A 19,184-nucleotide genomic window follows, 5' to 3' on the forward strand; every position below is an offset into this window, starting at 1 on the left:
CTTCGCCCGGCCGCCTGCGGGAACAATGGCGAAGTCCGAAGGCTTGGTTTAGGTGGACTAAGCGATCCGGAGGTTCTGGGGATGGAGTTCAGGGAGCTGGAGTGCTTCGTGGTGCTCAGCGAGGAACTGCACTTCGCGCGTACGGCCGAACGCCTCTACCTGTCGCCGGGGAGGGTGAGCCAGCTCATAAGCGCGCTGGAGACCAGGATCGGCGGCCGGCTCTTCCAGCGGACCAGCCGCAGGGTGCGCCTCACGCCGCTCGGCGAGCGCTTCCTGACCGACCTGCGCCCCGCTTACGACGGCCTGGCGGATGCGGTGAGCCGGGCCAGGGCGGCCGCCCGCGAGGTGACCGGCGTGCTGCGGGTCGGGTTCCTGTCCACGCCGACGGACGTCGTCACGGGCAGTGTGCGGGCCTTCGAGCGCCGCTATCCAGGATGCGACGTGGAGCTGGTGGAGATCCCGCTCTCGGACCCTTTCAGCAAGTTGCGGGCCGGGCAGGTGGACATCGCGTTCACGCTGCTGCCGGTGGACGAACCCGATCTGGCCACCGGGGAGGGGCTGAACGAGGTCTCGTACCAGCTGGGCGTCTCCACGCGGCATCCGCTCGCCGGTCGCGCGGGCATCGCCGCCGAGGAGCTGTCGGACGTGCCCCTGATCAGCCTGGACGGCCCCGCGCCGCGCGCCTGGCTCGAGCGCATGACACCGTCCGCAACCCCATCCGGACGTCCGATTCCCCGGGCCGGTGCGGTGGCCACCAGTCAGGAGGGTCTGATCCAGGTGGCGCTGAACCGGGGTGGCATGCTGTTCTGCACGCCGACGGCGGCCCACCACAGGCGTCCGGACGTGGCCTTCGTGCCCGTCACGGGGCTGCACCCGTCCATCATGGGTCTGGCCTGGGTGAAGGCCGCCGAGACCGCCGCGATCAGGGCGTTCGACGAGGCGGCGGTCGGGCACGCACTCGGGGTGGAGTCCCTTGTGGCCTGACAGGAGCTTGACAGGAGCGGACATGCAGGAAAACGGCGAGAGCGCCCGGTTGACCGCCTGGGTTCGGGGCAGGGTCCAGGGTGTGGGGTTCCGCTGGTGGACCCGTGCCCGGGCACTGGAGCTGGGGCTGCAGGGCTGGGCGCGCAACACGGCCGACGGCCGGGTCGAAGTGGTCGCTGAGGGCCCCCGCGAGGCGTGCGTCAAGCTGCTAGAGCTGCTCAGAGGTTGCGACACGCCGGGGAGAGTGGATGGAGTAGTAGAACGTTGGAGCGAACCTCGAGGTAGTTTGGGTGGTTTTGTGGAACGGTAGGGCCTTCCGTTAAACCGCCCAAATAGGGTATAGTTGTATGTCGGGAGTGCCCATCAGTAGGGCTCAGCGGTTTGTTCGACTTGACCGCCCACACTGCCGGTGCGACTCTTGTTAGGTACCACGCGCACCCCTCCCGCGGAATAGAAGTGCGCGAACCAGTCTGGTCACTCAGCGTGGAGGACCCTTTACCATGGCGAAGGCTCTACTCGGCCACGTCGGCGGTCCTGACCCTCGAATGGTCTCGGAGATGCGCCGCCTGCAGCAGCGTATCCGGGATCTGGAGGCAGAACTTATCCGACTTCAGGCCACCAATGACGCTCTTGCGGCGCAAACCCGCGATGAGGCGATAAGCCGCATGCAAGAGCGCGAGCCGGCACTCACCTGAGAGTGATCGGAGCGCAAGACCCCAGGGACGTCTCGCAGAGGCGTCCCTTGTTATTTGTGCGCCAAAGGAAAGCTTCCTTTGCCCAGGTCAATGCGGTCCAGAAGGTACGCGCCCACGTGGGGGAGCGCGGACCAGTAGGCTTTCCCGAGTCCGCATCACGGTGAAGGGGGTCGCGCTTGTATTTGAAGACCCTCACCCTGCGCGGCTTCAAGTCCTTCGCCTCCGCGACCGCCCTCCGTTTCGAACCGGGCATCACCTGCGTCGTCGGCCCCAACGGGTCGGGCAAGTCCAACGTCGTCGACGCCCTGGCCTGGGTCATGGGCGAGCACAGCGCCAAGTCGCTGCGTGGCGGCAAGATGGAGGACGTCATCTTCGCCGGCACCTCCTCCAGGCCGCCGCTCGGGCGCGCCGAGGTGACGCTGACCATCGACAATTCCGACGGCGCGCTGCCGATCGACTACACCGAGGTAACGATCAGCCGGCTGATGTTCAGGTCGGGGCAGAGCGAATACGCGATCAACGGCGACACCTGCCGCCTGCTCGACATCCAGGAGCTGCTGTCCGACTCGGGCATCGGCCGGGAGATGCACGTGATCGTCGGTCAGGGCCAGCTCGACACCGTGCTGCACGCGGGGCCGGAGGACCGGCGGGCGTTCATCGAAGAGGCAGCAGGCGTGCTCAAGCACCGCAAGCGCAAGGAAAAGGCGCTGCGCAAGCTCGACGCCATGCAGGCCAACCTGACCCGGGTGCAGGACCTCGCCACCGAGCTGCGCCGCCAGCTCAAGCCGCTGGGCCGCCAGGCGGAGATCGCCCGCAAGGCCGCCGTCATCCAGGCCGACCTGCGTGACGCCCGGCTGCGGCTGCTGGCCGACGACGTGTGCATCCTGCGTACGACGCTGGAGCGCGAGGCGGCCGACGAGGCGGCCGTCATGACCCGGCGCCACCAGGTGGAGACCGAGCTGGCGGAGGGCCAGCAGCGCGAGGCGGCGCTGGAGGCCGCCGAGGCCGAGACGCAGCCGCGGCTGGCCGCCGCGCAGGAGACGTACTTCCGGCTCTCGTCGCTGCGCGAGCGCATCACCGGCCTGGCGCAGCTCGCCGCCGAACGCCACCGCCACGCGCTCGACGCCGCCGCCATCGAGCGCCGCGGCCGCGACCCCGAGGACCTCGAACGCGAGGCGGCCGAGATCCGCGAGCGCGAGCTGATACTCAAGGCAGAGCTGGAGCAGGCGCAGGAGCTGCTGGATGAGGCCGTCCAGCGGCGGGCCGAGGCCGAAGCCGGGCTGAGCGCCGAGGAGCAGCGGCTCGCCCTGGCCGCCCGGGCCGCCGCCGACCGCCGCGAGGGGCTGGCCAAGCTGCGGGGGCAGGTCGATTCCGTACGGAGCCGGGCGCGGGCCGCCGAGGAGGAGATCGGCCGGCTGCGCCAGGCCGTGACCGACGCGGCCGAGCGCGAGCGGCAAGCCAGAGAGGACCTGGAGGCGCAGCGGCTGGAGGAGCCCGCGGTCGATCCCGCGCTCGCCGAGGAGCTCGCCACCGCGCAGGCCCTGGTGGAAGAGGCCAGGGCGGTCGCCGACGAGGCGCGTGCGGCGGCGGAGGAGGCCAAGTCCGGCCTCGACGCGCCGCGCGCCGCCCTGCAGGCCGCCAAGTCGGGGGTGGCCACCGCGCGCGCCGCCGACCAGGAGGCGCAGCGCTCCGTGGCCGCTCTGGTCGCCCGACGCGACGCCCTGGAGCTGGGGCTCGCCAAGGGCGACGGCGGCGCGGCCCTGCTCGACGCGGACCTGGCCGGAGTGCTGGGGCCACTGGCGGCCTCGATGCAGGTCGCGCCCGGTGCCGAGCTGGCGGTGGCGGCCGTGCTGGGCCCCGTGGCCGAGGCGATCGCGGTCAGGACCCTCGACACGGCCGTCGAGGCGCTCGGTCTGCTGCGCGCCCAGGGCTCGGGCCAGGCGACCCTGCTGGTGGCACACCCAGCGGGCGCGCGCCGGGAGACCGCGGAGGCCGCTCCTGAGGGCGGTCAGTGGGCCGCCGACCTCGTCACGGTCCCCGACCACCTGCGGCCCGCCCTCGACCACATCCTCGCGGACGTCGTGGTCGTGGACGACCTCGAGGCTGCCCGCGCGGTCGTTCGGCGACAGTCCGGCCTCAGGGCCGTCACCAGGACAGGTGACCTGGTGGGCGCGCACCTGGCCAGCGGCGGCGCCGAGGGCGGCACCTCCGTTCTCCAGGTGCGGGCCGCGCTGGACGAGGCTGTCAGGGACCTGGAGGAGGCCGAGCGCAGGGCGGAGGAGACGGCCGAGGCCCAGGACGAGGCGATCGAGCGGGAGCAGGCGGCCCAGGGGGCGCTGGAGGCTGCCCAGGCCAAGGTCAACGAGGCCCAGACCGCCGTCACCACCGCACAGGCGGGCGTGAGCGCCGCCCAGGGCGCCCTCGACCAGGTCAGGAGCCGCCAGCGGGAGGCCGACCAGCGCAACGCCGCCGCCGCCAAGCGCCTGGCTCAGCTGGAGGCCGCCGCCGACGCCGCCCACGACGAGGCGGAGCGTCTGGCCAAGAGCGTGACCAGGGCGGAGGAGTCCCGTACCGAGGGCTTGGAGGAGCTGGCCGAGCTGGAGATCCGCCTGGCCGAGGCCGAGTACGCCCAGGAGCTGGAGTCCGAGCCCACCACCGACGTCCGCGACGACCTGGCGATCGCCTGCGAGGCCGCGAGGCAGCGTGAGATGGAGACCCGCCTGCAGGTCCGCACCGCCGAGGAGCGCGTCAAGGGCATCGAGGGCCGCGCCGACGGGCTCGTCCGGGCCGCCCAGCGTGAGCGCCAGGAGCGCGCCCAGGCGGCCGCTCAGCGCGCCAGGCGCCGCCGGCAGGCTGCCGTGGCCGAGTCCGTCGGCAAGGGCGCCAAGCAGGTGCTCCAAGCGCTCGAGTCGTCCGTCCAGCTCGCCTCCAGGGAGCGCGACGAGGCCGATCTCGCCAGGGTCGCCGTCGACGCCGAGCTCAAGCAGGTCCGCCTCCGCGTACGCGAGCTCGGTCAGGAGCTCGACAAGCTGGTCAACCGCGCGCACGGCAGCGAGGTCGCCCGCACCGAGCAGCGGCTGCGGCTGGAGCAGATGGAGCAGCGGGCGCTGGAGGAGTTCGGGGTCGAGGTCGAGACGCTGATCTCCGAGTACGGCCCCGAGGCCCCCGTCCCCGGCGATCCGCCCGTGCCGTACGTGCGCGAGGAGCAGGAGAAGCGGGCCAGGGCCGCCGAGCGGCAGATGAACCAGCTCGGCAAGGTCAACCCCCTCGCACTGGAGGAGTTCGCGGCGCTGGAGGAGCGGCACGCGTTCCTCAACTCCCAGCTCGAAGACCTCAAGAAGACCAGGCGCGACCTGCTGACCGTGGTCAAGGAGGTCGACGACCGGGTGGAGCAGATGTTCGCCTCGGCGTTCGAGGACGTGGCCAGGGAGTTCGAGCAGATCTTCGCCAGGGTGTTCCCCGGCGGCGACGGCCGGCTCGTGCTGACCGAGCCCAACGACATGCTGACCACCGGCATCGAGGTCGAGGCCAGGCCGCCGGGCAAGAAGGTCAAGCGGCTGTCGCTGCTGTCGGGCGGCGAGCGGTCGCTGACCGCCGTGGCGTTCCTGGTCTCCATCTTCAAGGCGCGGCCCTCGCCGTTCTACGTGATGGACGAGGTCGAGGCCGCGCTCGACGACACGAACACGCAGCGGCTGCTGATGCTGTTCGAGGAGCTGCGGCAGAGCTCCCAGCTGATCGTCATCACGCACAACAAGCGCACGATGGAGATCGCCGACGCGCTGTACGGCGTCTCGATGCGCGGTGACGGTGTGACGCAGGTGGTCAGCCAGCGGCTGCGGGAGCGCGAGTCGGCCTGACACTCCGCTCAGACGGGGCCTGGGCATGACCATGCCGGTCGATCTGGAAAACTGACATCTTGTGGATGGTTACCTCGGCGTCATAGTGATCGTGGCCGTCGTCGCGCTGCTCGTGGCCGGCGGCTTCCTGCTCTACCTCAGGCCGGGTCGCAAGGCGGCCCCGCCCGTCAAGCCGCCAGAGGCCCCCGTGCTTCCCGAGGAGAAGGAGAAGCGGCCCGCCGGAGCCGGCGAGGAGGGCGAAGGCGCGACCACCACGCTCCCGCCGCCGGTCAAGCCCGCCGAGCCGGCCGTCGTCGTGCCGGAGATCGAGGTCCCGCCGCCGTCCGCGGGCCGGATGGTGCGGCTGCGCTCGCGGCTGGCGCGCTCGCAGAGCGCGCTCGGGCGCGGGCTGCTCGATCTGCTCTCCCGCGACCGGCTCGACGACGAGGTGTGGGACGAGGTCGAGGAGAAGCTGATCGGCGCCGACATGGGCGTCGCGCCGACCCGTGCCGTCGTCGAGGACCTGCGCACCAAGGTCAAGGTGCTGGGCAGCCGCACCCCCGAGGAGCTGCGGGGGCTGCTGAAGGAGGAGCTGCTCGCCCAGGTCAACCCCGACCTCGACCGTACGCTCAACGTCCAGAAGCACGGCGAGCGGCCCGCGGTGGTGCTCGTCGTGGGCGTCAACGGCACCGGCAAGACCACCACCACCGGCAAGCTCGCCCGTTCGCTCGTCGGTGACGGGAAGAAGGTCGTCCTCGGCGCGGCCGACACGTTCCGGGCGGCTGCCGCCGACCAGCTCCAGACCTGGGGCGAGCGGGTGGGCGCCGACGTCGTACGCGGTCCCGAGGGCGGCGACCCGGCCTCCGTGGCGTTCGACGCCGTCGCCAGGGGCATCGAGGAGAAGGTCGACACCGTCATCGTCGACACCGCGGGCCGCCTCCACACCAAGACCGGGCTCATGGACGAGCTCGGCAAGGTCAAGCGGGTCATCGAGAAGAAGGCCACGGTCGACGAGGTGCTGCTCGTCCTCGACGCCACCACCGGCCAGAACGGCATGCGCCAGGCTCAGGTGTTCGCCGAGGTGGTCAACATCACCGGGATCGCGCTGACCAAGCTCGACGGCACCGCCAAGGGCGGCATCGTGATCTCGGTGCAGCGGGAGCTGGGGGTGCCGGTCAAGCTCGCGGGGCTGGGCGAGGGGCCCGACGACCTGGCACCGTTCGACCCCGAGGTGTTCGTGGACGCGATCCTGGGAGACTGAAGCGGGACATTTCCGGTCATTCGCTAATTAACGTAGAAATAGCCATTACCAGATAAACGTTGGTTTGCTCCATTTTCTGTGCTGACATGTAGCGGTTACCGCTCGATCCGCGCAAAGGGGCGTTCATGAAGAAGATCGTTGTTCACCGGCCTGGCACTGTTAAGCCGACTGGGGCGGCCTCGCCGAGGCACGGCCAGTAAGCCGCCCGGCCGGCGTCTCGTGCGGGGGCGCCGGCCACCACGGACGAAAGGCCCCTGTGGACACGATCATCCTTGACGCCGACCGCCGGATCGGCGGCCCTTACACGTTCGCGGCCGGGCTCCTCGGCCACCTCGTCCCCCAGGCGCTGGAGCGCCGGCCCGACCTGGTCGCCGCCCACGACATCGAGATCCGCGCCGCCGCACCCGCCTTACGCGAGGCCGTGCCCGAGCGCAGGCGCACGCTGGCCGGCAGCCTGCCCAGAGGTGAGCGCATTCTCGTGCCGGGCGCCCGGCGCACCCTCAGGATCGCGAACGGGCTGGCCGAGTTCATCCGCGACCACCTGCGCGGCGCGGGCCCGCTCGCCCTTACCGTGACGAACCTGGATGAGGCCGACCACACCGACACCGAACTGGTGGCCGTGCTGCGGCGCAGGGTCGATCCGGAGCTGCTCCGGATCGACGAGGGCCCGTCGGCCCCGAGCGCGGGGCCGTTGTGCCGGGATTTCGACCGCTACCGCGACGAGGGCTTCCACCACGCCCTGGCGGAGTCGGGCCTGGAGGCGCTGCGCGGGACGGCGTACGACGACGACCCGGAGGGCCGGCGGCTCCTTCTGCGGCGCGTCGCCGCCTCCCTGGAGGCCGTCGAGCGCGAGGACGAGGCCCGCGAGCTCTACGACAGGTCCAGGCGCGAGAGCACCGAACCCAAGCACCGCGCCACCATCGCCTACGCCACCGCCATGATCCTGGTACGCCACCACGACCCGGCCCGCCGCGACCCCGAGGAGGCGCTGGCCTGGGTCAACGAGGCGATCACGATCACGTCGCTGCTGCCGGACCGCCGCGAGCGCGCCTTCCACCTCGGGTTCGACCTCAACGGCAAGGCCCTGGTGGAGGTCCGCAGGGGCCGCCACGAGGCCGCGACGGAGCTCGTACGGCAGGCCATCGACCTGGCCGAGACCGACCTGCCCGACGAGCACCCGATCCACCGGCTGGTGCTGTACGCCAACAGGGCCCAGCTCCTCGCCATGGCGGGCAGGACGGAAGAGGCGCTGGCCGACTACACGCGGGCCGTCGAGGCCGACCCCGGCTACCCCGACTACTACCTCGAGCGGGGCAACCTGCTGCACCGGCTCGGCCGGTCGGACGAGGCCGTGGCCGACTACGAGGCGGTCATGCGGCTCAGCCCGCCCTTCCCCGAGGCCTACTACAACCGGGCCGAGGTCAGGTTCGCATCGGGCGATCTCGACGGGGCCCGCGCCGACCTGGACCACACGCTGGAGCTGGACCCCGGCTTCGCGCCCGCGTACGTGAACCGGAGCGGGATCCACGCGGGGCTGGGGGAGTACGCGAGGGCCAGGGAGGACGTGCTGCGCGGGCTGGAGCTGACGCCGCGCGACCCGCACCTGCTGTGTGTGCTCGGGCAGGTGGAGCTGGCCGAGGGGCGGCGCCCGGAGGCGCTGGCCGCGTTCGACGGGGCGCTGAAGAGCGACCCCGGACTGGTGGCGGCCTGGGCGGGCCGGGCCGAGCTGGCCTTCGAGCGCGGCGACCACGAAACGGCGCTGGCCGACCTGACGCGCGCGCTGGAGCTGGGGGAGACGGCCGAGCTGCTGTTCAACAGGTCCGTGGTCTACCGGGCCGCGGGGCTGGCGGGCCAGGCCAGGCAGGACCTGCTCAGAGCCGCCGAGCTGGCTCCTGACGACCAGGACGTCGGGCGGGCGCTCGCCGAGGTGTGACTCGACTCATGGGCAGGCACTACTGGCTGCTGCTGAGCGCGTTCCTGGCCTCGTCGCTCGGCACCTGGATCTACCGGCTGGCGCTTCCGCTGCTGGTCTACGACCTGACCGGGTCCGCGCTCGGCACCGGGCTGGTCTACGTCATGGAGTACCTGCCGTACCTGGTGCTGGGGATGTTCGGCGGGGTGCTGGCGGACCGGCTGGACCGCAGGCGCGTGCTGGTGATCGGCGACGTCGTCTCCGGGGCGATCACGGCCGTGCTCGCGGTCATGGTCAGCGCGGGGGCGTCGCAGCTCTGGCCGCTCTACCTGGTGGCCTTCCTGCTGGCCTGCGTCGATCCGCTGTACCAGCCCGCGTTCAGGTCGATCGTCCCGTCGCTGGTCCCCGTTGACCGGCTGCCGCAGGCCAACGCGCGCATCCACATGGGCGAGCACGCGGTGAACATGATCGGCCCGGCGGTCGGCGGCGCGCTCGTCGTGAGCTTCGGCTACGAGGTCGCCGTCTACGCCGACGCCGGGACGTTCCTGGCGTCGGCGCTGCTGATCTGGCTCATCAGGAGGACCTCGGCCGTGGCCACGGCCCGGGGGCGCTCGGTGCTCGCGGACATGCGCGAGGGGCTGCGCTTCCTCATGGGCGGCGACAAGGTCGTGCTCACCACCGCGCTCACCGCCCTGGCCTGCAACTTCGGCGTCTGGCTGCTGCTGGCGAGCCTGGTCTACTACCTGAGCTCCTATCACGGGTTCACGCCCGGCGAGATCGGCGTGGTCTACGCCTTCCAGGGGGCGGGCGCGGTGCTGGGCGCCGTGCTCGGCAGCCGGCTGATCCGCCGGTATCCGCCGGGCCGGGTGATCTGCTGGGCGGTGGTCGCGGGCGGCGTGGCGATGCTGCTGATGATCCCGGCGCGCGGTCCCGTGCTGATCGGGCTCGCGTGGCTGGGGCAGTTCGCCGCGGCCGGCACGTCGATCGTGGCCACCGCGACCGTCCGCCAGCTCCTCGTGCCGGACGAGCTGCTCGGGCGGGTGCTCGGCACGGCCAGGATGATCGCCTTCCTGTCCATCCCCCTCGCCTCGCTCGCGACCGGGGTGTTCGAGTCCTTCGTGCGCGACGCGTACGTGCTGATGGCCTTCGCCGGGGTGAGCTGGCTCGCCATCGCGGCGGCCGTGGCGCGCTCGCCGCTGCGGCGGGTCAGGCTCGCGGCCCTCCAGGATGCGAACGCGGCCCGATCGGAACCACCAGCGGAGTCCCCGCCACCGGATCCTCGATGACCTTGGCGTCCAGGTCGAACACCTCGCGCAGCAGCTCCTCGGTCAGCACCTCGTGCGGGGTGCCCGCGGCGATCACCTTGCCGGCGCGCATGGCCACCAGCCGGTCGGCGTAGCGGGCGGCCAGGTTGAGGTCGTGCAGGACCATGACGACCGTGCGGCCCGCCTCCTGGTGCAGGTGCCGTACGAGCTCCAGGACCTCCACCTGGTGCGCCAGGTCCAGGAACGTGGTCGGCTCGTCGAGCAGCAGCAGGTCGGTGCCCTGGGCCAGGGCCATGGAGATCCACGCCCGCTGCCGCTGCCCGCCCGACAGCTCCTCCAGCGGCCGCTCGGCCAGGTCGGCCAGGCCGGTCATGTCCAGGGCGGAGGCGACGGCGCTCTCGTCGTCCGACGACCACTGCCGGTACCACGTCTGGTGCGGATGCCTGCCCCTGGCCACCAGGTCGGCCACGGTCAGCCCCTCCGGGGCGGTGGGCGCCTGGGGGAGCACGCCGAGGACCTTGGCGACCTCGCGGGTGGGGACCTTGTCGATGCGCTTGCCGTCCAGCAGCACCTCGCCGCCCTGGGGCTTGAGCAGGCGGCCGAGCGCGCGCAGCAGCGTGGACTTGCCGCAGCCGTTCGGGCCGATGATCGTGGTCACGGTGCCCGCCTCGATGCCGAGGTCGAGGCCGTCGACCACCAGGCGGTCGCCGTACCCGAGCTTGACGCCGGCGGCCTGCAGTCTCATTTGCGTGACCTCCAGATCAGGTGGATCAGGTACGGGGCGCCCAGCACGGCGGTGACGATGCCGACGGGCAGCTCCAGCGGGGAGAACGCGGTCCTGGCGATCAGGTCGGCGGCGGCGGTGAGCACGGCGCCGACGACCGCCGAGCACAGCAGCGGCGGCTGGGCGGAGCGGGTGAGCCTGAGCGCGATCTGCGGCGAGGCGAGGGCCACGAACGCGATCGGCCCCGCCGAGGCGGTGGCCACCGCGGCCAGCAGCACGGCGGCCAGGATCATCAGGGCGCGGGCCAGGTTCGTGCGGACGCCGAGCGCGGTGATCGTGTCGTCACCGAACCTCAGGGCGTCCAGCGAGCGGGTGCCGAGCAGGGTCAGCGGCACGAGCACGACCAGGGCCAGCGCCGTCGGCGTCACATGCTCCCAGCCGCGGCCGTTGAGCGAGCCGCTGATCCAGACCATGGCGCGACCGGTGTCGTTCACGTCGCCGACGGTCAGGAGCCAGAACTTGATGTTCGTGAACACCGCGGCCACGCCGATGCCGACCAGGACCAGGCGGTAGCCGTCCAGGCCGCGCCGCCAGGCCAGCCCGTAGACGACGGCCGCGCCGATCAGGCCGCCGGCCAGGGCCAGCGCGGGGATGCCGAGGGTGGCCAGCAGGCCGCTGGTGCCGCCGTACGCGGTGCCGCTGGCCACGACGCCGGCCACGACCGTCACGGAGGCGCCGGTGGTGACGCCGAGGATCTCGGGGCTGGCCAGCGGGTTGCGCGCGATGGACTGGATGATCGCGCCGGACAGCGCGAGCGCGGCGCCGACCAGGGCGCCGGTGAGGGCGCGCGGCAGGCGCAGCTCCATGATGACGAAGTGGGCGGCGCTGTCGACGTCGAACGTGCCGGCGACCACGTCCGGCAGGCTCATCCGGAGCTCGCCGATGCGCATGTTCAAGGCCATGAGCAGGACGAGGAGGGCGAGTCCCGTCAGTGTGACGGTGACGCCGCGCAGCCGTACCCGCCAGGACAGGCCGGCGACGCGCAGGGGGAGAGCGGTCATCACAGTCGCACGGGCTTCCTGCGTCGTACGAGCGCGACGAAGAACGGCGCGCCGAGCAGGGCGAGCACCACGCCTACCTCCAGCTCCCCCGGCGGGGCCACCACCCGGCCGATCACGTCGGCGAGCAGCAGCAGCGCCGCCCCGACCAGCCCCGAGTACGGCAGCAGCCACCGGTGGTCGGTGCCCGACAGCGGGCGGACCAGATGGGGCACGATCAGGCCCACGAACGCCAGCGAGCCGCAGGCCGCGACGGACGCGCCGGACAGCAGGGTCACCGCGGCGATGCCGACGGTGCGGGTCCTGGCGATGTTCTGGCCGAGGCTCCTGGCCACGTCCTCGCCCAGGGAGAGCGCGTTCAGGCCGGGCGCGTTGACCATCGCGAGCACCAGGCCCACGACGATGAACGGCAGCACCTGCCAGACCACGTCGGGGCCCCTGGCCGCGATCGAGCCGGCCTGCCAGAAGCGGAACACGTCCATCGCCTGCTCGTCCAGCAGCACGATGGCCGAGGTCAGGGCGTACAGGAGGGCGCTCACCGCGGTGCCGGCCAGCGCCAGCGTGACCGGGGTCGGGCCGCCCCTGCCGCCCACCATGCCGAGCGCGAACACGGCGACGCTGGCGACCAGCGCGCCCGCCAGGCCGAACCAGATGTAGGCGAGCAGGCTGGAGGCGCCGAGCAGGATGATCGAGGACACCATCGCGAACGCCGCCCCCTGTGTGACGCCGAGCAGCCCCGGGTCGGCGAGCGGGTTGCGGGTGTGGCCCTGCATGAGCGCGCCCGCCACGCCCAGTGCGATCCCGGCGAGGATCCCCAGGGCGGTCCTGGGGATCCGGAGCGAGCGGATGACGATGTCGTTCTCCGTCCCGGTGGGGGCGGTGAGCGCGTGCCAGGCGTCGGGGAGCGGCACGGACTTGGAGCCGATGGTGATGCTCAGCACGATCGCGACGAACACGGCGGTGAGCAGCGCGAGGAGTACGGTGAGCCGCCTTTGCCGGAGGACCTGGAGGCGCGGTGCCACGGCGGTCGCACTCACCCGCGTCCTCCTCACCATTTGGTCGATTCTGCAGAAGTATGCCAGCTTAGGCAGGGCTAACCTAATTTAGGGTTACCTTACTTTTGAATTCGGGAAAGGGATCTGATGCGATCGTTGCGTGTGCTGGTCGGCGCCGTCCTGGTGGCGGGGCTCGCGGCCTGCGGCTCTTCCACGGGCGAACCCGAGGCCGCCCCCTCCGCGTTCAAGACCGTCAAACACGCCATGGGCGAGACCGTGATCCCTGCCCAGCCGAAGCGGGTGGTGGCGCTCGACCAGAGCTTCGTCGACGCGGTGCTCACGCTGGAGACGCCGGTGGTGGGGTACACGACGTACCGCTCGCTCGACGACAAGCTGCCCGCCTACCTGGGGGCCGTGGCCGAGCGGTACGGCAAGGAGGCGACCCCGGTCGGGACGCTGGAGCAGCCCAGCCTGGAGAAGATCATGGCGCTGAAGCCGGACCTGATCGTCTCGGCGAAGGTCCGGCACGAGGCCCTGTACGACAAGCTCTCCAAGATCGCGCCCACCGTGTTCAGCGAGACCACCGGGGCCATCTGGAAGGAGAACCTGCGGCTCATGGGGCAGGCCCTGGGCAAGGAGCAGCTCGCCGACACCAGGATCAAGGAGTACGAGAGCCGGGCGGCCAAGATCGGCGCGGCCGTCAAGGCGAAGGACGGCGAGATGCCGACGATCTCGGTCGTGCGGTTCGCCGGCGAGCCGACGGTCAGGCTTTATGTGGAGAAGTCCTACTCCGGGCTGGTGATGAAGGACGTCGGGTTCCCGCGGCCCGAGGGGCAGCCGACCAAGCAGGACGCCATCGCGGTGGACGTCAGCCAGGAGCGGATCTCGGACCTGGACGCCGACCACATCTTCGTCGCGACATATCCGGACCCGTCGGCCGAGGGGCCCAAGGAGAAGTTCGTGAACAACCCGCTCTGGAGCAAGCTCAAGGGCGAGAAGCACGAGGTCCAGGACCTGACCTGGATGACCGCGGTGGGGATCCAGGGCGCGCACGCGATCCTGGACGACGTGGCCAAGCTCTTCTCGGTGGACCCCGCGCGTTCCTGAACTCAGGAGTTCAGGAACGCGCGGAGCTCCGTCAGGTGGGGGTCGACGTCGAGGCCCTGGCCGGCGAGCCACTGCGGGTTGCCGTACGTGCCGCGGTAACGGTCGCCGCTGTCGCAGACCAGCGTGACGATGCTGCCCTGCTCGCCCGCCGCGCGCATCTCGCCGATCAGGTCCACGCAGGCCGCCATGTTCGTCCCCGTCGAGCCGCCCACGTCCAGCCCCGTGACCTCGCGCGTCCAGTGCATGGCGGCGATCGAGCGGGCGTCGGGCACGGCGATCATGCGGTCGATGACGGACGGCTGGAACGAGGGCTCCACGCGGGGTCGGCCGATGCCCTCGATGCGGGAGCCTGGCGCGGTGACCGAGGCGTCGCCGGAGATCCAGCTCGGGTAGAAGGCCGAGCCCTCGGGGTCGACGACGGCCAGGCGGGTGGCGTGGCGGCGGTAGCGGATGTAGCGGCCGATGGTGGAGGACGTGCCCCCGGTGCCGGCGCCCACCACGATCCACGCGGGCTCCGGATGGGGCTCCATGGACATCTGGGAGTAGATGGACTCGGCGATGTTGTTGTTGCCACGCCAGTCGGTGGCCCGCTCCGCGTAGGTGAACTGGTCCATGAAGTGGCCGCCGGTCTCGGCGGCCAGGCGGTGAGATTCCTCATAGATCGCGCCAGGGTCCGACACGAGGTGACATTTCCCACCATAGAACTCGATGAGGTGACACTTCTCGGGCGACGTGGACGCCGGCATGACCGCGATGAACGGCAGGCCGAGCAGGCGGGCGAAGTACGCCTCGCTCACGGCCGTGGATCCGCTCGACGCCTCCACGATCGTCGTGGTGGGCCCGATCCAGCCGTTGGCAAGGCCGTACAGGAAGAGGGAACGAGCAAGTCGATGTTTGAGTGAACCAGTGGGGTGCACTGACTCGTCTTTCAAGTAGAGGTTTACACCCCAGTGCGAGGGAAGCGGAAAGACGTGAAGGTGTGTGTCGCAGCTACGGTTGGCGTCGGCCTCGACCTTACGTATGGCCTCCGCCACCCAGCGGCGCGTCCCCAGGTCGTGACGGTCCACGAAACTCATGCCCATACGCTATCCCATGTGACTCTCGCCACTATTTCCGAAAAATTGGGCGGGTAGTGTTATGATACTGAGACTTGTCCGGCCGTGGACGTGATCGCACACGCCGCGAGCAGATGGACGGAAACCCCCTCTGACCAAGGCGGATCTCTAACGCGTCCCTTAACCGGGGCTTGCCATGATGGAATCCGCCCTCAGGCGGCTTGTGCCGGAACGGGGGATAGCGCAAGGGGGAATGAATTGATCACTATGACCGATGAGCAGCGTCAGGACTGGTTCGAGCGCGATGTCGTGCCCGTGACCTCGCAGCTTTTCGCCTCCGCCATGCGCCTGACCCGTAACGCCGCTGACGCGGAGGACCTGGTACAGGAGACGGTGGCGAAGGCGTACACGTCGTATCACCAGTTCCGGGAAGGCACCAACCTCAAGGCGTGGCTGCACCGGATCCTCACGAACAACTTCATCAACGACTACCGGAAGAAGCAGCGCTCGCCGAAGCTCTCGGCCGCCGAGGACATCGAGGACTGGCAGCTGCACGCCGCCGAGTCGCACAGCTCGACCGGTCTGCGCTCCGCCGAGACCGAGGCGCTGGACCGGCTGCCCGACAATGTCGTGATGAACGCCCTGCGTTCGCTCCCCGAGGACTTCCGTGTGGCCGTCTACCTGGCCGACGTCGAGGGGTTCGCGTACAAGGAGATCGCCGAGCGCATGGGCACGCCCATCGGCACGGTCATGTCCCGCCTGCACCGGGGCCGCCGCCAGCTGCGCGGCATGCTGGAGGAGTACGCCCGCGAAGAGGGCGCCGTCCGGCTCCCCGCCCAGCGCGCGGCCTGAAGAACCATCCCCTAGGACCTCATAGTGACATGAAGGCGGACGCGTAACACGCCGCCTTCATGGCGCAGCTCCACGAGATCGCAGAGCTGCCGGCTGATCCAGAGCCCGTATCCCCGAGGGGATCCGGGCTCGGGTGGTATGTAGCCGGGTAAGGGGTCGTCCACGAAGCCGCCGGGATCGGCGATCTCGCAGATCAGCTCGCCGTCGCTGACCCACATCGTGATCATGCCGTGCCCGGCGCCGTGCTCGATGCTGTTCGCGGCGATCTCGGAGACGCTGATCATGAGTGAGGTGACCAGGTCGGGGTCCATGCCGGCCGACCTGGCGTAGTCGCCGACGGTTTGACGCAGCCGCCGCAGCTCGCGGGCGGTGAAGGGGATCGTCCAGGCGTCGCCGTCCGGATCCGGCAGAGGTGCGTGGTCGCCGTTCAGCACCAGCTCGTGGGGTTCGACGAAGCGGCTGCTCGCCGACTCGCCCTCCGCGTCCAGCAGGAGAGGGTGGCTGACCGGCCCGAAGTCGAGCGCGGTCTCGGGTGCGCGGCGCACGTCGTACAGGCAGAGCATGGTCAGGGCCGTCGCGTGGAGCGCGGCGTTGAGCACGGACTCGTAGCGGATCAGCTCCCTGATGTCCCGCTCGCTCCTGCCCTCCCAGCTGGGCTCGCAGATGACGAGGGTGCGCTGGTCGCGGGTGTACTCGTGGTAGGCGGCCAGGGTCCGGTACGGGTGGCCGTACCACGAGGTGGAGACCCGGCCGTCGACGCGCTCGGCGTCGGGGCCGAGCGCGTCCCGCAGCAAGGAGAGCTTGGTCGCGCACGTGATGACCAGCACGCGCCTGCCCTCGGCGAGGGCCGCGCGCACGCGCGGCACGGTCAGGCGGAGAAACGCCTCATCCGAGTCGTACGGCACGGCGACATGCCGCAGCGACTCGCCATCGGAAGGTGCCCTGCCAGGGCGCACGGGCGAAACGTAGCAAGCGCTAGTGGGGCTGCGCAACGGCTATCAACGCCACCGCCCCGAGCGCGCAGGTCACACCGGCCACCTGGATCGCCCGCAGCCGCTCGCCCAGCACCTGCCTGGCCAGCAGCAGGGTGCTCGCGGGATAGAGCGAGACCAGCACGGCGACGAGGCTGAGCAGGCCGTTCTGCTGGGCCAGCAGGTAGAGCACGTTGGCCGCCATGTCGAGCACGCCCGCCGCCACGATGATGTGCAGCGAACCCGGGCCGGGCTTCAGCGTCCGCCGCGTGGCCAGCGCCAGCAGCGCCACGGCCGTCACCGATGACAGCCTGGCGCCCACCAGCGGCCACAGGCCCGCCTCGTGCGGCGCCATGGCGAGGAGGATGAAGAAGCCGCCGAACCCGGCACCCGCGGCCAGCGCGGTCAGCACCGAGGCGAACGAGCCGCGCCGGTCGGCGGACCTGTCCTGGCTGACCAGCAGCACCGCGCCCAGCGCCAGGACCACGCCCACCAGCGCCCAGAACGCGGACCGCTCGCCCGTCGCCAGCCCGAACACCACGGGCAGCGCGGCGGAGGTGACGGCGGTCGTCGGGGCCACCACCGACATGACGCCCGTGGCCAGCGCCCGGTAGAACAGCACCAGGCCGACCGCGCCCGACAGGCCCGCCGCCAGGCCCCACGCCAGGGCCGGGGCGCTGGGTGCGCCGGGCAGCAGCGGGAGCAGGCCGAGGATCAGCGCCAGGCCCGCGATCTGCGACAACACGACGACGGACAGCACTTGGGAGCGCCGCGTCGCCAGGCCGCCGAAGAAGTCGGCCGTGCCGTACACCACCGCGCACGCGGTCGCCAGGATCACCGTCACCGGTAGCCTCCAGTCCAACAGATTGAACTCTTAGTACAACGCATAGAGTACATTCCATTGCAAATGGAATTCACTAGACTGCACTGCGTGGAAGATCCGGAACTGATCAACCAGGCCATCGCCAACAACGTGCGCGCCCAGCGCGCGCACCGAGGCCTGACGCTGGACGCGCTGGCGGCCAGGTCGGGGGTGAGCCGGGGCATGCTGGTCCAGGTGGAGCAGGGCAGGACGAACCCCAGCGTCTCCACGCTCACCAGGATCGCCTCCGCCCTGGGCGTCACCGTGGCCAGGCTCGTCGAGGTCGCCGACGTGCCCACGGTGCGGATCGTGAGCAAGTCCGACGTGGTCACGTTCGACCAGGGGGACGTCCAGGCGCGGCTGCTGGTCGGCGCGGACGTGCCGATGATCCTGGAGCTGTGGGACTGGCGGCTGGCGCCCGGCGAGCACCACGACGGCGACGCCCATCCGCCGGGCACCCGCGAGATGCTGACCGTGCTGGACGGCGAGCTGACGCTCACCGTGTACGGCAGGAGCCACGTGGTCGGGAAGGACGACGCGGTGCTCTTCACCGCCGATCGGCCCCATCGCTACGAGAACAGGGGCGAGGAGGAGCTCAGGCTGATCATGGTGGTCGCCGAGCCTCGTGAGGCGCACGACCATTAGCGGGATTCGCAACAGTGTGGAAAATCTCGGTCACGATCTGTAACGTATGCGCTCGTGATCTCTCCGGCGCCTGCCGATCGAAGTCCAGGGTGCGGACCCCGTCAGGAGCTCCCGAGCTTCGTCGAAGTTGCCGACATTGTGAACCAGCTCCTCCTTCGTTGCCACTGTGGGTGGGGCACCTGTGGATGTCGTCAAGCGGTACGTCGAGAACCAGAAGAGGCGGTGATCGCGGATGCTGACCGGGCGTAAGTACCGCCTGGGCCTCACGCCTGAGCAGGCTGAGTTCGCCGAGCGGATTGGCGGCGCTTGCCGCAGTGTGTGGAACACCGCTCTGGAGCAGCGCCGCAGCTACCGCCGCCGGGGCGGGTGGATCGGCTATCACGAGCAGGCCCGCCAACTTGCTGAGGCCAAGGGCGAGTTCGGCTGGCTGGCAGAGGTGCCCGGCCATTGTCTTCAGCAGACGCTCATCGACTTGGACCAGGCGTGTTCGCGGCACGGGACGTGGAAGGTGCGCTGGAAGTCCAGGGCCAGGACGCGGCCGTCGTTCCGGTTCCCCGAGGGCGCCAAGATCGCCGTCGAGCGGTTGAATCGGCGCTGGGCGCGGGCGAAACTGCCCAAGCTCGGCTGGGTCCGTTTCCGCATCACCCGCCCGCTGGGCGGGAGGGTGAAGAACGCCACCGTCAGCCGGGACGGCGAGCACTGGTATGTCAGTTTCCTCGTCGAGGACGGCGTGGTCACGCCGGAGCGGCATGCCAGTCCGGGCAGCGCGGTCGGTATCGACCGGGGGGTGGCCAAGGTCGTCACCCGCTCGGACGGCCTCTTCCACCACCAGGTGTTCGCCCGCGAGCGGGAGGTCGAACACGCCGCCACGCTCCAGCGTTGCCTGGCCCGCACCCAGAAGGGCTCGGCCCGGCGCAAGCACGCCGCCGCGAAGCTGGGCAAGGCGCTGGCGAAGGTGCGGC

At 70.8% G+C, this 19,184-nt stretch carries 17 protein-coding genes and 1 pseudogene; 12 read left to right on the forward strand and 6 right to left on the reverse strand.

Going from position 1 to position 19,184, the window contains the following annotated elements:
* The first annotated feature begins 81 nt into the window (after positions 1 to 81).
* The 7 genes from AB0J64_RS41750 (at position 82) to AB0J64_RS41780 (ending at position 9,974) form a co-directional block, all read left to right on the forward strand.
* Positions 82 to 984, forward strand: coding sequence for a LysR family transcriptional regulator (locus tag AB0J64_RS41750; protein ID WP_364040533.1), 903 nt, complete (start codon positions 82 to 84; stop codon positions 982 to 984).
* Between the two features lie 22 nt (positions 985 to 1,006).
* Positions 1,007 to 1,294 carry an acylphosphatase gene (locus AB0J64_RS41755; protein WP_364040536.1) on the forward strand — a complete coding sequence of 96 codons (288 nt, stop codon included), beginning with the start codon at positions 1,007 to 1,009 and terminating at the stop codon, positions 1,292 to 1,294.
* Between the two features lie 190 nt (positions 1,295 to 1,484).
* Positions 1,485 to 1,679: a hypothetical protein gene (locus AB0J64_RS41760; protein ID WP_106249247.1), complete on the forward strand. Its 195-nt coding sequence runs from the start codon at positions 1,485 to 1,487 to the stop codon at positions 1,677 to 1,679.
* Positions 1,680 to 1,855: 176 nt separating this feature from the next.
* The gene (locus AB0J64_RS41765; protein ID WP_364040539.1) at positions 1,856 to 5,536 is read left to right on the forward strand and encodes an AAA family ATPase; all 3,681 of its coding nucleotides are present in this window, start codon (positions 1,856 to 1,858) and stop codon (positions 5,534 to 5,536) included.
* A 61-nt stretch (positions 5,537 to 5,597) separates the two neighbouring features.
* Complete coding sequence (gene ftsY / locus AB0J64_RS41770) at positions 5,598 to 6,776, forward strand: signal recognition particle-docking protein FtsY (RefSeq protein ID WP_364040542.1); 1,179 nt, start codon at positions 5,598 to 5,600, stop codon at positions 6,774 to 6,776.
* Positions 6,777 to 7,032: 256 nt separating this feature from the next.
* Positions 7,033 to 8,709 carry a tetratricopeptide repeat protein gene (locus tag AB0J64_RS41775; RefSeq protein ID WP_364040545.1) on the forward strand — a complete coding sequence of 559 codons (1,677 nt, stop codon included), beginning with the start codon at positions 7,033 to 7,035 and terminating at the stop codon, positions 8,707 to 8,709.
* An 8-nt stretch (positions 8,710 to 8,717) separates the two neighbouring features.
* Positions 8,718 to 9,974, forward strand: coding sequence for an MFS transporter (locus AB0J64_RS41780; RefSeq protein WP_364040548.1), 1,257 nt, complete (start codon positions 8,718 to 8,720; stop codon positions 9,972 to 9,974).
* Here the strand turns inward: AB0J64_RS41780 and AB0J64_RS41785 are convergent.
* From AB0J64_RS41785 to AB0J64_RS41795, 3 genes are read right to left on the reverse strand one after another with little or no spacing between them, the layout of a single operon-like run.
* The gene (locus tag AB0J64_RS41785; protein WP_364040551.1) at positions 9,895 to 10,698 is read right to left on the reverse strand and encodes an ABC transporter ATP-binding protein; all 804 of its coding nucleotides are present in this window, start codon (positions 10,696 to 10,698) and stop codon (positions 9,895 to 9,897) included. The two genes, AB0J64_RS41780 and AB0J64_RS41785, sit on opposite strands and share 80 nt — an antisense overlap.
* Positions 10,695 to 11,738: an iron chelate uptake ABC transporter family permease subunit gene (locus AB0J64_RS41790; RefSeq protein ID WP_364040554.1), complete on the reverse strand. Its 1,044-nt coding sequence runs from the start codon at positions 11,736 to 11,738 to the stop codon at positions 10,695 to 10,697. Before AB0J64_RS41790 ends, AB0J64_RS41785 begins: the two co-directional genes overlap by 4 nt.
* A complete protein-coding gene (locus AB0J64_RS41795) occupies positions 11,738 to 12,772 on the reverse strand; it encodes an iron ABC transporter permease (RefSeq protein WP_364040557.1) in 1,035 nt (344 codons plus the stop codon). The genes AB0J64_RS41790 and AB0J64_RS41795 overlap by 1 nt, the downstream gene beginning before the upstream one ends.
* 105 nt (positions 12,773 to 12,877) lie before the next feature.
* Here AB0J64_RS41795 and AB0J64_RS41800 point away from each other — a divergent pair, with 105 nt between their 5' ends.
* Positions 12,878 to 13,837: an iron-siderophore ABC transporter substrate-binding protein gene (locus AB0J64_RS41800; protein ID WP_364040560.1), complete on the forward strand. Its 960-nt coding sequence runs from the start codon at positions 12,878 to 12,880 to the stop codon at positions 13,835 to 13,837.
* Between the two features lie 2 nt (positions 13,838 to 13,839).
* Here AB0J64_RS41800 and AB0J64_RS41805 read toward each other — a convergent pair whose 3' ends face one another.
* Positions 13,840 to 14,913: a PLP-dependent cysteine synthase family protein gene (locus AB0J64_RS41805; protein ID WP_364040563.1), complete on the reverse strand. Its 1,074-nt coding sequence runs from the start codon at positions 14,911 to 14,913 to the stop codon at positions 13,840 to 13,842.
* Positions 14,914 to 15,159: 246 nt separating this feature from the next.
* On the opposite strand from AB0J64_RS41805, the gene AB0J64_RS41810 reads away from it, so the two are divergent.
* Entirely contained in the window at positions 15,160 to 15,744 is a 585-nt protein-coding gene (locus AB0J64_RS41810; protein WP_364040566.1) for a sigma-70 family RNA polymerase sigma factor, read from the forward strand.
* 11 nt (positions 15,745 to 15,755) lie between these two features.
* On the opposite strand, the gene AB0J64_RS41815 is transcribed toward AB0J64_RS41810, so the two are convergent.
* Both AB0J64_RS41815 and AB0J64_RS41820 read right to left on the reverse strand, forming a co-directional pair.
* Positions 15,756 to 16,700 (reverse strand): sensor histidine kinase, encoded by a 945-nt coding sequence (locus AB0J64_RS41815; RefSeq protein ID WP_364040569.1) that lies wholly within the window; start codon positions 16,698 to 16,700, stop codon positions 15,756 to 15,758.
* Between the two features lie 19 nt (positions 16,701 to 16,719).
* Entirely contained in the window at positions 16,720 to 17,559 is an 840-nt protein-coding gene (locus tag AB0J64_RS41820; protein WP_364040572.1) for a DMT family transporter, read from the reverse strand.
* An 87-nt stretch (positions 17,560 to 17,646) separates the two neighbouring features.
* Between AB0J64_RS41820 and AB0J64_RS41825 the strand changes: the two genes are divergently transcribed.
* The 3 genes and pseudogenes from AB0J64_RS41825 to AB0J64_RS41835 form a co-directional block, all read left to right on the forward strand.
* Positions 17,647 to 18,222: an XRE family transcriptional regulator gene (locus AB0J64_RS41825; protein WP_364040575.1), complete on the forward strand. Its 576-nt coding sequence runs from the start codon at positions 17,647 to 17,649 to the stop codon at positions 18,220 to 18,222.
* A gap of 121 nt (positions 18,223 to 18,343) precedes the next feature.
* Positions 18,344 to 18,448, forward strand: a pseudogene (locus AB0J64_RS41830) (IS200/IS605 family transposase); the annotation flags it as partial.
* A gap of 6 nt (positions 18,449 to 18,454) precedes the next feature.
* A partial coding sequence (locus tag AB0J64_RS41835; protein WP_364040578.1) for a transposase occupies positions 18,455 to 19,184 on the forward strand: 730 nt, incomplete at its 3' end.

The sequence above is a fragment of the Nonomuraea sp. NPDC049695 genome (genome assembly GCF_040674955.1).
In the GTDB taxonomy this organism is placed as follows: Bacteria; Actinomycetota; Actinomycetes; order Streptosporangiales; family Streptosporangiaceae; genus Nonomuraea; species Nonomuraea helvata.